This window comes from Pseudolabrys sp. (assembly GCF_035943735.1).
Taxonomy (GTDB): Bacteria; Pseudomonadota; Alphaproteobacteria; order Rhizobiales; family Xanthobacteraceae; genus Pseudolabrys.
Window position 1 is genome coordinate 52,093 of record NZ_DASZBV010000019.1, and the last position, 14,914, is coordinate 67,006.

Annotated in this window: 15 protein-coding genes; 2 read left to right on the plus strand and 13 right to left on the minus strand. The window is 65.9% G+C overall.

The annotated features are described in order from the left end of the window. Positions 1–22 precede the first annotated feature (22 nt). A complete protein-coding gene (locus VGV41_RS13155; RefSeq protein WP_326864291.1) occupies positions 23–901 on the plus strand; it encodes a LysR substrate-binding domain-containing protein in 879 nt (292 codons plus the stop codon). Here the strand turns inward: VGV41_RS13155 and VGV41_RS13160 are convergent, their stop codons facing one another. The 7 genes from VGV41_RS13160 to VGV41_RS13190 form a co-directional block, all read right to left on the minus strand. Further along, entirely contained in the window at positions 902–1,543 is a 642-nt protein-coding gene (locus tag VGV41_RS13160; protein WP_326864292.1) for a DMT family transporter, read from the minus strand. 126 nt (positions 1,544–1,669) lie between these two features. After that, the gene (locus VGV41_RS13165; RefSeq protein WP_326864293.1) at positions 1,670–1,822 is read right to left on the minus strand and encodes a hypothetical protein; all 153 of its coding nucleotides are present in this window, start codon (positions 1,820–1,822) and stop codon (positions 1,670–1,672) included. A 9-nt stretch (positions 1,823–1,831) separates the two neighbouring features. Then, positions 1,832–2,302 carry a Cys-tRNA(Pro) deacylase gene (ybaK, locus tag VGV41_RS13170; protein WP_326864294.1) on the minus strand — a complete coding sequence of 157 codons (471 nt, stop codon included), beginning with the start codon at positions 2,300–2,302 and terminating at the stop codon, positions 1,832–1,834. A gap of 171 nt (positions 2,303–2,473) precedes the next feature. Beyond that, a complete protein-coding gene (locus VGV41_RS13175; RefSeq protein ID WP_326864295.1) occupies positions 2,474–3,844 on the minus strand; it encodes a glutamate--cysteine ligase in 1,371 nt (456 codons plus the stop codon). Positions 3,845–3,980: 136 nt separating this feature from the next. Next, positions 3,981–5,033, minus strand: coding sequence for an ACR3 family arsenite efflux transporter (gene arsB, locus VGV41_RS13180; RefSeq protein ID WP_326864296.1), 1,053 nt, complete (start codon positions 5,031–5,033; stop codon positions 3,981–3,983). Positions 5,034–5,156: 123 nt separating this feature from the next. Next, positions 5,157–5,681 (minus strand): arsenate reductase ArsC, encoded by a 525-nt coding sequence (locus tag VGV41_RS13185; RefSeq protein ID WP_326864297.1) that lies wholly within the window; start codon positions 5,679–5,681, stop codon positions 5,157–5,159. Continuing rightward, on the minus strand, positions 5,674–6,033 hold the full coding sequence (locus tag VGV41_RS13190) for a helix-turn-helix transcriptional regulator (RefSeq protein ID WP_326864298.1): 360 nt from the start codon (positions 6,031–6,033) through the stop codon (positions 5,674–5,676). The genes VGV41_RS13185 and VGV41_RS13190 overlap by 8 nt, the downstream gene beginning before the upstream one ends. 536 nt (positions 6,034–6,569) lie before the next feature. Between VGV41_RS13190 and VGV41_RS13195 the strand changes: the two genes are divergently transcribed. Continuing rightward, entirely contained in the window at positions 6,570–7,691 is a 1,122-nt protein-coding gene (locus tag VGV41_RS13195; protein ID WP_326864299.1) for an ATP-dependent DNA helicase, read from the plus strand. Positions 7,692–7,736: 45 nt separating this feature from the next. On the opposite strand, the gene VGV41_RS13200 is transcribed toward VGV41_RS13195, so the two are convergent. The 6 genes from VGV41_RS13200 to VGV41_RS13225 all read right to left on the minus strand — a co-directional run bounded on the left by VGV41_RS13200 (position 7,737) and on the right by VGV41_RS13225 (position 14,758). Then, complete coding sequence (locus VGV41_RS13200) at positions 7,737–8,141, minus strand: DUF4112 domain-containing protein (RefSeq protein WP_326864300.1); 405 nt, start codon at positions 8,139–8,141, stop codon at positions 7,737–7,739. A gap of 62 nt (positions 8,142–8,203) precedes the next feature. After that, positions 8,204–9,400, minus strand: coding sequence for an MFS transporter (locus tag VGV41_RS13205; RefSeq protein ID WP_326864301.1), 1,197 nt, complete (start codon positions 9,398–9,400; stop codon positions 8,204–8,206). A 42-nt stretch (positions 9,401–9,442) separates the two neighbouring features. After that, positions 9,443–11,656 carry a 3-hydroxyacyl-CoA dehydrogenase NAD-binding domain-containing protein gene (locus VGV41_RS13210; protein ID WP_326864302.1) on the minus strand — a complete coding sequence of 738 codons (2,214 nt, stop codon included), beginning with the start codon at positions 11,654–11,656 and terminating at the stop codon, positions 9,443–9,445. A gap of 14 nt (positions 11,657–11,670) precedes the next feature. Next, the gene (locus VGV41_RS13215) at positions 11,671–12,132 is read right to left on the minus strand and encodes a cupin domain-containing protein (RefSeq protein WP_326864303.1); all 462 of its coding nucleotides are present in this window, start codon (positions 12,130–12,132) and stop codon (positions 11,671–11,673) included. 51 nt (positions 12,133–12,183) lie between these two features. After that, positions 12,184–13,392, minus strand: a complete 1,209-nt coding sequence (locus tag VGV41_RS13220) for an acetyl-CoA C-acetyltransferase (protein WP_326864304.1) — start codon at positions 13,390–13,392, stop codon at positions 12,184–12,186. 208 nt (positions 13,393–13,600) lie between these two features. Next, positions 13,601–14,758 carry an acyl-CoA dehydrogenase family protein gene (locus VGV41_RS13225; RefSeq protein WP_326864305.1) on the minus strand — a complete coding sequence of 386 codons (1,158 nt, stop codon included), beginning with the start codon at positions 14,756–14,758 and terminating at the stop codon, positions 13,601–13,603. Between the last annotated feature and the right edge of the window lie 156 nt (positions 14,759–14,914).

The following is a 14,914-nucleotide window of genomic DNA, read 5'->3' on the forward strand; positions in this document are numbered from 1 at the left end:
TAGCCAAATCAGGACGATGCTTATGACCGCGCTCCTCGACATCGACCAGTTGCGCACCTTTATTGCCATCGCCGAGACCGGCAGCTTCACCCGCGCCGCCGAGGTCGTGCACAAGACGCAGTCGGCCGTGTCGATGCAGATGAAGCGGCTGGAGGAGCGCATCGAGCGCCCGATCTTCGCCCGCGACGGCCGCGCCTCGAAGCTCACCGAGGACGGGCAGCGGCTGCTCGATTACGCCCGCCGCATCGTCAATCTCAACGTCGAGACGCTCGCCGCCTTTTCCGACGCGGCGCTGTCCGGCCGGGTACGGCTCGGCGTGCCGGACGACTATGCCGACCGCTATCTGCCGGAGATCATGGCGCGCTTCTCGCGCAGCTATCCGGCAGTAGAGCTCACCGTGATCTGCGAGCCGTCGATGGACCTGCTCGAGCGCATCGACGGCAACGAGATCGATCTCGCCATCGTCACCAATTGCGAGACCAAGCGGGCGGCCGAGACCTTCCGCCGCGAGCGGCTCTTGTGGGTGACGTCGAACCGGCATGCGGTCCATAGCGAGCCATGCGTCGCGCTCGCGCTCGGGCGGCCGTCCTGCTCCTGGCGGCGCAGCGCCATCGAGCGGCTGGAGTCGGTCGGCCGGCCCTATCGCGTCCTGTATTCGAGCTCGAACGCCGGCGCGGTGGCCGCCGCCGTACTGGCCGGACTCGCGGTGTCGGTGCTGCCGGAATCGGGATTGCGTCCCGGCATGCGCGTGCTCACCGCAGGCGACGGTTTTCCCGAGCTGCCGAGCTGCCGCATCGGCCTGGTGCGCAACGCGCACGAATCGTCCGCCCTGGCCGATGCGCTGGCCGAGCACATCGTCTCCTCGCTCGACAACCTGTCGGACGCGCAGGCAGCGGAATAGTCATTTGCGCGGTGCGCGCAGCACCAGCAGATTGCCGGCAAGCACCGCGGCGAGACCGAGCACCGCGAGCAGACTCCAGCGGTAGTTTTCGGCGAAGGTCGACACGATCAGCGCGATCACAGGATACATTACGGTGGTGTAGCCGGCGCGCGCCGCGCCGATGCGGCCGAGAAGCGTGAAATAGACGCTGAAGGCAATCACCGAGCCGATGACGGAGAGATAGAGCAGGCCGCCGAGATAGGTGGCGCTCCATTCGAGCGTGAAGCGGTCGCCGCGGGCGAGCGAGAACAGCACCATCAGCCCGGCGCCGTAGGCCATGCTCCAGCCGATGGTGGCGAAGATCGGCAGGCCTCTGCGCTGCGCCGCCAGCGACAGCATGTTGCCGATGCAGAAGCACACCGTGCCCGCGAGCGACAGCGCCAGCCCGATCAGCGCGGCGATGTCGAGCCGCATGCCGCCGAGCTCGGGATAGAACATCAGCGCGACGCCGACGACGCCGAAGACACCGCCGGCAAGCACGCGGCGTTCGACCCGCGTGCCGAAGATCAGGCTGCCGAGCGCGACATTGCCGATCGAGGCGAGCGAGAACACGATCGACAAGAGGCCGGAGGCGACGTGCGCGCCGGCGTAGTAGAACAGCACGAAATTGGTCGAGAAGATCGCGGCGCCGAGGCCGAGGAATTAGCGATGCTCGGCGAGGCGGAATCTGAGCCGCTCGCCACGCCAGGCGGCGAGCAGCAGCATCAGCGGCGAGGCCGTAGCGAAGCGCTAGATGACGGACACTTCCGGCGCCACCTGCCCGATCTGGTAATGCAGCGCGATCCAGGAGAAGCCCCAGACCAGCACGGAGACGGCGTAGAGCGCATAATCGAGCGGCGCGAAGCCGCGCGGCCGGCCGGAGGGCTTGTCAGAGATTGACATCGTTGGTGCCTAACACAATTCGGCGGCCGTCGCGTTCAGCACCAACACCAGATCCGCCGGCGCCAGCTCGGCCTGCAGGCCGCGGCGGCCACCATTGACGACAATGCGCGGATGAGCGAGTGCCGCCTGCTCGACGAAGACGCGCGCGCGTTTCTTCTGCCCGAACGGCGAGATGCCGCCGACGTGATAACCGGTGATACGCTCGGCCTCGGCAGCACCCAGCATCGCCGCGCTCTTGGCGCCGGCGGCGGCAGCGAGCCTCTTCAAATTTACTTCGCGGTCGGACGGCGCCAGCACGCACACAATCTCGTCGCCGGCTTTCGCCATCAGCGTCTTCAGGAGCCGCGCCGGCTCGATGCCGAGCGCTTCCGCCGCCTGCATGCCGATGCGCGCGGCGTTCGGGTCGTAGTCGTATTCGTGCAGTTGGAACGTGACGCCGGCGTTTTGCAGCGCCAGCGTCGCGGGTGTGGATTTGGCCATGGCTTCATCTTTCACCTCTCCCCGCAATGCGGGGAGAGGTCGACATGCCGAGCGGCAGCGAGGCGTGTCGGGTGAGGGGCGAGCCACAGCGTTGCAACAAACGCCCCCTCACCCGACTCGCACCTACGGTGCTCGCCACCCTCTCCCCGCAAGCGGGGAGAGGGAAGAAAACTAATACGCATACTCGCTGAAGATCGGATCGACCGAGCCGTTCCACTCGTTGAAATACTTCTCAAGCAGTTCCTCGGCCGGCGTGATGCCGCGGGCGATGCTCTCTTCCAGAGGCCGCAAATAGCGCGTTTCGTCGCGGCCGTTGCGGTCGAGGCGCTGACGCTTCTGCAGGCCGCGGCGGGCAAGCCGCATGGTCTCCTGCGCCAGTGTGAGCACGTTGGTCTTGCCGATCTCGGCACGGAAGCCGCGCTGCGGCACGTCGTTGCGCAACTTCTGGCGTTCCTCGGCGGTCCAGTCCTTGACGATGTCCCAGCAGGCATCGAGCGCCTCGTCGTCGTAGAGCAGCCCGACCCAGTAGGCCGACAGCGACGGGAGCCGCCGCCACGGGCCGGCGTCCTCGCCGCGCATTTCGAGATAGCGCTTGAGCCGCACCTCCGGGAAAATCGTCGACAGGTGGTTGGCCCAGTCGGAAATGGTCGGCCGCTCGCCCGGCATCGTGTCGAGTTTGCCGGCGAAGAAATCGCGGAACGACTTGCCGGAGACGTCGATGTACTCGTCGCCGCGCTTCACGAAATACATCGGCACGTCGAGCGCGTAATCGACGTAAGCCTCGAAGCCCATGCCGTCCTCGAACGCCCAGGGCAGCATACCGGCGCGCTGGTTGTCGGTATCGGTCCAGATCTGCGAACGCATCGACAGGAAGCCGTTCGGCTTGCACTCGGTGAACGGCGAATTGGCGAACAGCGCGGTGGCCACCGGCTGCAGCGCCAGCGACACGCGCAGCTTCCTGACCATGTCGGCTTCGGAGGAGAAGTCGAGGTTCGCCTGCACGGTGCAGGTGCGGTACATCATGTCGAGACCATACTTGCCGACCTTCGGCATGTAGTTCGTCATGATGCGGTAGCGGCCCTTCGGCATCACCGGCATGTCGGCGCGGCTCCAGTTCGGCGTCATGCCTAGCCCGAGGAAGCCGATGCCGAGCGGCTTCGCCACTTCGCGCACTTGTGCGAGGTGCGAGAACAGTTCCGACGCCGTCTGGTGCACATTGTCGACTGGCGCGCCGGAGAGCTCGAACTGGCCGCCCGGCTCCAGCGAAATGGCGCCGCCGCCGGTGACGTCGAACATGCCGATGATGTTCTCGCCCTCCATGATCGGCTCCCAGCCGAGGAGGTCGTGCATGCCTTCGAGCAGCGAGCGAATCGAGCGGCGGCCGGCATAGGGCACCGGCCGGTGGTCCTCGATGAGGAAGGCGAATTTCTCGTGCTCGGTGCCGACGCGAAATTGCGACTTCGGCTTGCACCCCTTTTCGAGCCAGGCGACGAGTTCGTCGCGGCTCTCGATCGGGGTCATGTCGATCTGGTCACGCGCCATGCAGGGGTCCGTAGCGAAAAGGTCGCGACCTTAAACATGAGAGGGCGAAAAGGGCAATGCGGCAGGCGACTAGGTGCGCGCCGCCGTTTTGCAAGGGCTGAAAGACGCTTCGCTCGGCCGTGTCGACGGGCGCAAATCAGGCGCTTTTGGCTGCGCCGTCCTGCGTTGCGCGGCGCTCATACCAGAGCCGGCTGCGATTCACGATGGCCACCACCGAGAGCATGACCGGCACCTCGATGAGCACGCCGACCACGGTCGCCAGCGCCGCGCCCGATTCGAAGCCGAACAGGCTGATCGCCGCGGCAACGGCCAGCTCGAAGAAGTTGCTGGCGCCGATCAGCGCCGAGGGGCCGGCGACGCAATGCTGCTCGCCGGCAAGCCGGTTGAGGACATAGGCCAGGCCGGCATTGAAATAGACCTGGATCAGGATCGGCACGGCGAGAAGCACGATCACCAGCGGCTGCGCCAGGATCTGCTGCCCCTGGAAGCCGAACAACAGCACCAAGGTGGCGAGCAGCGCGACGAGCGACAGAGGCTGTAATGTCCTGAGCAGGTGGTCGAGCGCGGCCATCCCGCCGGCCGCAAGCAAACGCCAGCGCAGCACCTGCGCGACGATGACCGGCACGACGATGTAGAGCACCACCGACAGCACCAACGTGTCCCACGGCACGGTGATCGCCGAGAGGCCGAGCAGCAGGCCGACGATCGGTGCGAAGGCGAACACCATGATGGTGTCGTTGAGCGCGACCTGCGTCAGCGTGAAATGCGGCTCGCCTTTGCTGAGATTGCTCCAGACGAACACCATCGCCGTGCACGGCGCGGCGGCGAGCAGGATGAGCCCGGCGATGTAGGAATTGATCTGATCGGCCGGCAGATAGGGCCGAAACAGGAAGCCGACGAACAGCCAGCCGAGCGCAGCCATCGAAAACGGCTTCACCCCCCAGTTGATGAACAATGTGACGCCGATGCCGCGCCAGTGCTCCTTCACGCGGCCGAGCGCGGCGAAGTCGATCTTGATGAGCATCGGCACGATCATCAGCCAGATCAGCGCCGCGACCGGCAGATTGACGCGCGCGATCTCGGCGCCACCGATGGCGTGGAAGAGCCGCGGCATCATCTGTCCGAGCGCGATGCCGGCGACGATGCAGAGCGCGACCCAGAGGGTGAGATAGCGTTCAAACCTGGACATAGACCTGATCCGTTTTTGCGCACGCATTGCCACCCACTCCGTTCCTTCCCGCGCAAGCGGGAATCCAGCGCTGGGTCCCCGCTTTCGGGGGGACGGACAGAGCATTGGGCTGACGCCGCACCGCTATTCCGACTTCGCCATTGCCGTCGCGCCTTCGCTGGCGCCGATGTCTTTGAGCCGCGCGCCGAGCACCATGCGGTCCAGCTTGTCGATCGGCAAAGCGAGAAACAGTTCGATGCGCCGCTTGAGCATGCGATAGGCGCTGTTGAAGGCGACGCCGATCTCGGCTTCGGTGCCCGTCACCGTGGCCGGATCGGGAATGCCCCAATGCGCCGTCATCGGGTGGCCCGGCCAGAACGGACAGGTCTCGCCGGCGGCGTTGTCGCAGACGGTGAAGACGAAATCGAGTTCGGGCGCGCCGGCCACCGCGAACTCGCTCCACGATTTCGAGCGCAGCGCCGAGGTGTCGTAGCCGGCATGCTTCAACAGCGTCAGCGCATGGGGATTGGGCTCGCCTTTCGGCTGACTGCCGGCGCTGAAAGCGCGGAAGCGGCCTTTGCCGTCGCGGTTGAGGATCGCTTCGGCGAGAATCGAGCGCGCCGAGTTGCCGGTACAGAGGAAGAGAACGTTGTAGACGCGGTCAGACACTTGCACGCTCCTTTGGCGCACAACAGGCGGCATTGAATTCCTGGATCACCGGCGCACAGATCGCGGCATTGCCGCCGCAGCAATCGCGCATCAGGAAGCCGACGAGACCGCGCAGGCCGTCGAGATCGGCGCGATAGGTCATGACGCGCCCCTGGCGCTCGACGGTGACGAGGCCGGCGCGCGTCAAGGCGGAGAGATGCGTCGACATCGTGTTGTGCGGCACCTTGCAGGCGGCCGCGACGTCGCCGGCGGCGAGCCCGTCCGGCTGCGCGGCGACAAGTTTGCGGAAGGCTGTGAGCCGCGTCGGCTGCGCCAGAGCGGCGAAGGCGGCGAGCGCTTTCTTTGCGTCCATGTGTCGAGACATATCGACATGTTACGACACCTGGATGACAGGGACAAGGCGGATCCTTTTGCTCGACGTCGTGGGGAAGCCAACGCTCCGCCGGCCCTGTTCTTTGGTCGGCGTGGGCACGCCGATGTCCCCTTTTCCTCCGCTCCGAAGAGCGAATGGAGCGCCGGGAGGCGCCAGGGGGCTTGCGAGACCCCCTCGTGGGTAGACCGGAACCTCGTGACCGGTCGACCCTGCACGCCGTTCGGGAGGGAGTGGTTAGTCCCCGTCCCGGGCGCGCCACCCCCTTGCGATCGGGGGTGCTGCGCCTCCCGGCGCTCCACACCGTGCTTCACGCGAATCGCGTAAAGCCCGGACGGCGCCATTGTCGGGCGCCGGTCCCTCGCAAACCGCCCGACGCGTCATGACGGCGCCGGAGGGCCTCGCAAGGCACATGTGGGATAAATCATGCTAAAGGACTATTGTCAATAGACGCGGCAAGTTCCCAATTTGTTCTTTTGGCCACGATGTTCTAAGACGATCCCTCGCAAGGACCGGTAATGCCCCAGTTCACCCCGCATCAAGACGACGCGCTCAAAGCGGTCGCCGACTGGCTCAAGGCCAAGCCCGGCGGCGGCTCGACGCCGCCCATCTTTCGCCTGTTCGGCTATGCCGGCACCGGCAAGACCACCCTCGCCCGCCACATCGCCGACGGCGTCGATGGCGAGGTGAAATATGCCGCCTTCACCGGCAAGGCCGCTTCGGTCATGCGCGGCAAAGGCTGCCACGGCGCCTCCACCATCCACTCGCTGATCTACCGCACGCGCGAGAGCGGCGACGAGATCCCGAATTTCGACCTGTGGGACGAGGCGCCGGCGTCGAAGGCGGAGTTGATCATCATCGACGAGTGCTCGATGGTCGATCCCGAACTCGGCAAGGACCTGCTGTCATTCGGCGTGCCGCTGCTTGTGCTCGGCGATCCGGCACAATTGCCGCCGATTCAGGGCGGCGGCTTCTTCACCGAGGCCGAGCCGGACGTGATGCTGACCGAGGTGCACCGGCAGGCGCAGGACGATCCGATCGTGCGGCTGTCGATGGATATCCGCGCCGGCGAGTATCTCGAGCCCGGCCGTTACGGCGAGACCGAGGTGGTGGCCAAAGCCGATCTCGATCCGCAGCGCGTGCTCGACGCCGACCAGGTGCTGGTTGGCCGCAACGCCACGCGGCGCGCCTATAACAACCGCATGCGCGAGCGCCGCGGCTTCGAGGGCGAATTGCCGTCGGCCGGCGACAAGCTGGTGTGCCTGCGCAACAACCGCAAGAAGGGCCTGTTCAACGGCGGCCTGTGGACGGTGAAGGACCGCGGCGGCCGCGCCAAGGCGGCGAAGAGCGGCATCATGACGATGCATCTGCTGCCGGACGACGAGACGGCGCGGCGCGGCGTCAAGGTGTCGGTGCGGCCGGAGTGCTTCACCGGCGGGCTCGAGGCGCTCGACTGGCAGCGGCGCAAGCCCTACGACGAATTCGATTACGGCTACGTACTCACGGTGCACAAGGCGCAAGGTTCGCAGTGGGACGACGTCGTGCTGTTCGACGAGTCCTATGCGTTCCAGGAAAGCCGGCAGCGCTGGCTGTACACCGGCGTCACGCGCGCGGCGAAGCGGCTGACGGTGGTGGTGTAGGCCTTTTTGACCTCTCCCCGCCTGCGGGGAGAGGGAAGCAAGCCCTCACATCATCCCCTGCCGCTGAAAGTGCTCGCGCAGGATGGCGACGTTGCGGCGGTTAGCGCGGAAGCCGACATCGAACACGTCGCCGAGCAGCGGAATGGCGCCGACGACGCCCTCGATCGCCACATTGGCGACCAGCCGCGCGAACACGGGCTTCGGCACATCGAGTCGATGCGCCTCATACAGCAGATAGCAGGACAGCGCCGAGGCCGCGGCATCGCCGATGCCGGGCACGAGTCGCATCACCGCTTCGATGCCGAAGCGAAAATTGGTTCCGGGAATCGCGAAGGCGGTATCGAACACGCGCGCGAGCAGATCGATACGGTCGAGCGTGGCGCGCTTGCTGTCGCTCGCGCGATAGGAACTCTTCGTGCCGGGAGCTTCGATGGTGATCGTCGGTGCCATCGCCGATAGATGGGACCGCGACGGAAAGCCGCAAGGTTTGTGTCAAATGACATAGACGCGGCTCAGGCCGCTCTCTTTCGCGCCCAAGGCAGCGCGACAAGTGCCATGGCCGTGAACGCCGCACCGGCGAGGAACGTGCCTTCCGGTCCGGCGATCTGCCACAGCGCACCGGCGACGATGCTCGCGACCAGGAGCGCGATGCCGCCGACGAGATTGAAAACGCCGAACGCGGTGCCGCGCAATTCCGCCGGCGCTGTGTCGGCGACCATCGCCGACAACAGGCCCTGCGTCAGGCCCATGTGCAGACCCCACAGCGCGACGCCGAGCATCACGACGGCGACGCTGCCGTTCACCGCCAGGATCACGTCGGCGACGATCAGAAGCGCGAAGCCAATGGTCAGCAGACGATAGCGGCCCATGCCGTCCGACAGCACACCCGCGGGCCAGGCCGACAGCGCATAGACGACGTTCATCACCACCATCACCGACGGCACCAGCGCCAATGGCAGGCCGGCCGCCTGCGCGCGCAGCAGCAGGAACGCTTCGCTGAAGCGGGCGAGCGTGAACACCGCCGAGACGGCGACGATCATCCAGTAGGCCGTCGGCAGCCGGGAAAGCTCCGCGCGCGAGAACGGCGACTTCACCGTGCGCACACCCGCGGGCCGTTCCGGCTCGCGCACGCCGAAGACGATGACGGCGACCGAAACGAAGGCCGGGACCACCGCGATCCAGAACACCGCTTTGAAGTCGTCGGCCAGCCACGCCATGAATGCGATCGCCGCAAGCGGTCCGAGCACCGCGCCGATCGTGTCGAGCGATTGACGCAAGCCGAAAGCGCCACCGCGCGCGCCGCGTGGCGTAAGATCGGCGATCAACGCATCGCGCGGCGCACCGCGGATGCCCTTGCCGACGCGGTCGACGAAGCGCGCCGCGGTGATGCTGACGATGCCGGTCGCGAGCGGGAATACGGGCTTGGTGATCGCCGCGAGCCCATAGCCGGCGGCCGCCAGCCATTTGCGGTGGCCGAGATAGTCGCTCAGCGCGCCGGAGAAGATCTTGGTGATCGAGGCGGTCGCCTCAGCAATGCCTTCGATGATGCCGACGGTGAGCGTCGAAACACCCAACACGCTCACGAGGTAGAGCGGCAGCAGCGCATGGATCATCTCGGAGGAGAGATCCATGAACATCGAGACGAGCCCGAGCAGCCAGACGCTGCGCGGGATGCTGCGCCAGTTGAGAGGTGAAGAGGAGTTGGGCATGGCTGCTCTCTTCACCTCTCCCCGGTTGCGGGGAGAGGGAAGTTACGCCGCCTTGGCTTTCGGCGGGGCGAAGCGGCCGTAGAAGCTCTCGCCCTTCTCCGCCATTTCCACCAGCAGCTTGCCGGGCTTGAAGCGCGCGCCGTACTTCGCTTCGAACTTGCGGCAGAGCGCGACGAAATTTTTCGTCCCCATCATGTCGATGTAGGAGAGCGTGCCGCCGGTGAACGGCGCGAAGCCGAAGCCGAGGATCGAGCCGACATCGGCCTCGCGCACGTCGGTGACGACGTGCTCCTCGAAGGTGCGCGCGGCCTCGACCGCCTGCACCACAAGGAAGCGCTGCTTCAACTCATTGACGTCGAGCGCGTCGATCTCCTCGCGCGTGAGCTTCTTCGGCAGCAGCTCCGCAAGCCCCGGCCACAGCCGCTTCGGGGCGCCTTGCGGATAATCGTAGAAGCCCTTGCCGTTCTTGCGGCCGAGGCGCTGCAGTTTCTCGACCATCGTTTCCAAAAGCTGCTTCTGCTGCGGATTGATCGCCTGGGGCCCGAGATCGTGCTCGGCGGCGCGCACGATCCTCAGACCGAGATCGAGCGCGGTCTCGTCGTTGAGCGACAAAGGCCCGACCGGCATGCCGGCCATGCGCGCGGTGTTCTCGATCATCGCCGCGGGCACGCCCTCCAGCAGCATCAAATGGCCTTCCTGGATGTAGTTCAGGACGCAGCGATTGGCGTAGAAGCCGCGCGTATCGTTGACCACGATCGGCGTCTTCTTGATCGCGCGCACGTAATCGAGCGCCACCGCGAGCGCGCGGTCGCCGGTCTCCTTGCCGACGATGATCTCGGTCAGCATCATCAACGCCACCGGCGAGAAGAAATGGATGCCGATGAAGCGCTTGGGATCCTTGAACTCGGTGGCGAGAGAGGTGATCGGCAGGGTGGAGGTATTGGAGGCGAAGATGGCGTCGTCGCGAATGACCGCCTGCACCTTGGCGATGACGTCGGCCTTGACCTTGCGGTCCTCGAACACGGCCTCGACGACGAGATCGCAGTCCTTCAGCGCGCCGTAGTCGCCGCTCGGCGTGATCTTCTCCAAAAGCACGTCGCGCTCGGCGCTCTTCATACGGCCCTTGTTGACGCGGTCGGTCAGCGATTTGTGCACGCCGGCCTTGCCTTTGTCGGCGGTCTCCTGGTCGCGGTCGATGAGCACGACGGAAAGCCCGGCCGCGGCCGTCACCTGCGCGATGCCGGCGCCCATGAAGCCGGCGCCGACGATGCCGATCTTCTTGAGCTGCGAGGCCGGCTCCTTCGGCGGCCGGCGCGCGCCCTTGTTCAATTCCTGCATCGACACGAACAAGGTGCGGATCATCGCCGCCGCCTCCGGCGAGCGCAGGATCTTGGCGAACCAGCGCGACTCGACGCGCAGCGCGGTGTCCATGTCGAGCTGCAGGCCTTCGTAGACGACCTGCATGATGGCGCGTGCCGCGGGATAATTGTCGTATGTTTCGCGGCGATAGATCGCATTCGCCGGCGTGAAGGTCATCATGCCGGCCTTCGACCAGACGAGGCCGCCGGGCAGACGGAAGCCCTTCTCGTCCCATGGCGCCACCGCCTTGCCGCCGCCTTTGATCCACTCCTTCGCTGCCTTGATCAGATCGGCCGCGGGCACGACCGCGTCGATGAGCTTCATCGCCTTGGCGCGATCGGTCTTCAGTTGCTCGCCTTTGAGCAGGAACTGCAGCGCGTCGGCGGGCGGCAGGATGCGCGCCACGCGCTGCGTACCGCCGGCGCCGGGGAACAGACCGACCTTGATCTCGGGCAGGCCGAGCCGCGTCTTCGGATTGTCTGACGCGATGCGGTGATGGCAGGCGAGCGCCAGCTCGAAGCCGCCGCCCATCGCCGTGCCGTTGAGTGCGCAGACCCACGGCTTGCCGCACGTCTCGATGCGGCGATAGAGCTGCGACAGCTTGCGGCTTTCCTCGAACACGTAGGCGGCGGCCTTCTCCTCGCCTTCGCGCTTGAGCTTGTCGGCGTAGATCGCGCCCATCTTCTCAAGCATCGTCAGGTCGGCGCCGCCGCAGAAGGCGTCCTTGCCGGAGGTGACGATCACGCCCTTGATGGCGGCGTCGGCGATCACCTTGTCGACGATCGCGGACAATTCGGCGATCGTCTCGCCGGTGATGACGTTCATCGATTTACCCGGCATGTCCCAGGTGACGAGCGCGATGCCGTCGGCGTCGATGTCGAATTTGAAATTGGCCATTGCGCCTTTGTCCTTCAGGTGTACGGTTCGCCGCTCTTGTGCAGATAACGGCGGCCGGTCTTGTCGCGTTCGAGCAGCAGATCGACGTCCGGATAATGCACGCGGTCGTGCGGCGACCGGGTGCCGACCTCGAAGTAGACGGCGTCCTTGGTCGATCGGTTGACGAGGCGATGCGCGTTGCCGCTGTTGGCCTTGAAGCCGGCACAGTCGCCGGCCGTCAGCACCACCTCGCCGTCATTCTCGATCAGCACCAGTTCGCCTTCGAGCATGTAGATGAATTCATCTTCCTGCTCGTGATAGTGCCGCAGCGACGACGCGGCGCCGGGCGCGATACGCGTAATGTTGACGCCGAATTGGGTCAGGCCAACGGCGTCGCCGAGGGCCTGCTTGTGCCGCTCCTTGTGCTCGGCCTGGAACGGCGCCGGATAGAAGCTGCCGCTCTTCACCGGGACTTTCGCTACGTCGACCTTGGGCATCTCCTCGGCCTCTCCTTCTTCACCTCTCCCGCGTGCGGGGAGAGGGAAAGACTACACCCGCTCGATGATCGTCGCCGTACCCATGCCGGCGCCGATGCAGAGGGTCACCAGCGCGGTCTGCTTGCCGGTGCGCTCGAGCTCGTCGAGCACGGTACCGAGGATCATCGCACCGGTGGCGCCGAGCGGATGGCCCATGGCGATGGCGCCGCCGTTGACGTTGATCCTGTCGTGCGGGATGTCGAGCGCCTGCATGTAGCGCAGCACGACCGAGGCGAAGGCCTCGTTCAATTCCCAGAGGTCGATATCGGCGGTCGTCATGCCGGCCTTCTTCAAGACCTTCTCGGTGACCGGCACTGGGCCGGTGAGCATGATCGCCGGCTCGGAGCCGATATTGGCGAACGCCTTGATGCGCGCCCGCGGCTTGAGGCCGGCGCGAGCGCCCGCCTCCTTGTTGCCGACCAGCACGGCGGCAGCGCCGTCGACGATGCCGGAGGAGTTGCCGGGCGTGTGCACATGATTGAGGCCTTCGATCTCCGGATGCTTCTGCACCGCGACTGCGTCGAAGCCGCCCAGTTCGCCCATCTGCACGAAGGACGGCTGCAGTTGCGCCAGCGTCTGCATCGTCGTCGCCGGCCGCATGTGCTCGTCGCGCGCGAGGATGGTGAGCCCGTTGACGTCCTTGACCGGTATCACCGAATTCCTGAAACGGCCCTCCTCCCACGCCTTCGCCGCGCGTTTCTGGCTCTCGACCGCATAGGCGTCGACGTCGTCGCGCGAGAAACCGTATTTGGTGGCGATCAGATCGGCGGAAATGCCCTGCGGCAGAAAGTAGTGTTCGACCGCGATGGTCGGATCCATCGACCAGGCGCCGCCGGCGGCGCCGATGCCGACCCGGCTCATCGATTCGACGCCGCCGCCGATGGCCATATCGTGCTGGCCGGACATCACTTCCGCCGCGGCGAAGTTCACCGCGTCGAGACCGGAGGCGCAGAAGCGGTTGATCTGGATGCCGGGCACCTGATCGCCGTAGCCGGCGATCAGCGCCGAGACGCGCGCGATGTCCCCGCCTGCCTCGCCGACCGGATCGACGCAGCCCATCACCACGTCGTCGACCAGCTCGGGCGCGAGCTTGTGGCGGTCCTTGAGCGCGGCGAGGGCCTGCGCCGCGAGATTGACCGCGGTCACCTCGTGCAGCGAACCGTCGGCCTTGCCGCGTCCGCGCGGCGTTCGCACGGCGTCGAAGATGAATGCGTCGGACATGGGTCGATCTCCTCCTTACCCTCTCCCCTTGTGGGAGAGGGTGGCGACTTGCGAGCGCAGCGAGCAAGGCGCCGGGTGAGGGGGAGAGGTTACAGCAGAGCGGCCCCCTCACCCGCCCTCGCTCGGCTTCGCCTCCGCTCGGGCACCCTCTCCCACAAGGGGAGAGGGAAAGCGCGCCAGCGGCTGGCCTTATCTCACACCTGCGAAGCTACAAACTCCGCGCGATCAACAGCTTCATGATCTCGTTCGTTCCTGCGTAGATACGCAGCACGCGCGCATCGCGGTAGAGCCGCGAGATCGGATATTCGTCCATGTAGCCGTAGCCGCCGAACAACTGCAGGCAGCGGTCGATGACGCGGCCCTGCGTGTCGGTAAGCTTGTATTTGGCCATCGAAGCCGTGACGGTGTCGAGCTTGCCCTCGATGTGCTGGCCGATGCAGTGGTCGAGGAAGACCTTGGCGATCGTGGCTTCCGTCTTGCACTCGGCGAGTTCGAACTGCGTGTTCTGAAATTCGATGATTTTCTTGCCGAAGGCGGAGCGCTGCTTGACGTAATCGACGGTGAGCGCGAGCGCCCGCTCCATCATCGCCACGGCGTGCACCGCGACGATCAGCCGCTCCTGCGGCAGTTCCTTCATCAGCTGATAGAAACCCTGCCCCTCCTCGGTGCCGAGCAGGTTCTCGGCCGGCAAACGCACGTCCTCGAAGAACAGTTCCGAGGTGTCGGCCGAGTCCATGCCGAGCTTGGCGAGCTTGCGGCCGCGGCGGAAGCCGGGCGCGTCGTCGGTCTCGACCACCATCAGCGACGTGCCTTTGGCGCCGGCGGACGCATCGGTCTTGGCGACGACGACGATCAGGTTGGCGTGCTGACCGTTGGTGATGAAGGTCTTCGAGCCGTTGAGCACGTAGCCGTTGCCCGACTTCTCGGCCTTGGTGCGCACGCCTTGCAGGTCGGAGCCGGTGCCCGGCTCGGTCATAGCGATGGCCCCGACGAGCTCACCGGTGGCGAGTTTCGGCAGCCAGCGCTTTTTCTGCTCCTCGGTGCCGTAATGAAGGATGTAGGGCGCCACGATGCCGGAGTGCAAAGGCGCGCCGAAGGTATCGAAGCCGGACAACGAATATTCGCGGTTGATCACCGCCTCATGCGCAAAGCTGCCGCCCGCGCCGCCATATTCTTCAGGCATCGCGGCGCAGAGCAGGCCGGCGGCGCCCGCCTTGGTCCACACCTCGCGCTCGTACAGACCGGCCTCGTGCCAGCGGTCGATGTTGGGCGTGAACTCGTCGGCCATGAAGCGCCGCGCCTGCTCCTCGAGCAGGACGAGGTCTTCGGTCATCCAGGCGGGGCGGGGAAGGTCGAGGGCGTCCATCGGTCCCAAAGGTCGCGCGACTCAGGGGACCAACACAATAGGCGCGCCGTGTGACAAGGGCGAGGCCTTGCCGAGAGTCACTAAGCACCAGTCGGTCTTTACCCTTCCCTGGCGGGGGAGGGTCGGATCGCCGAAGGCGATCCGGGGTGGGGTGAA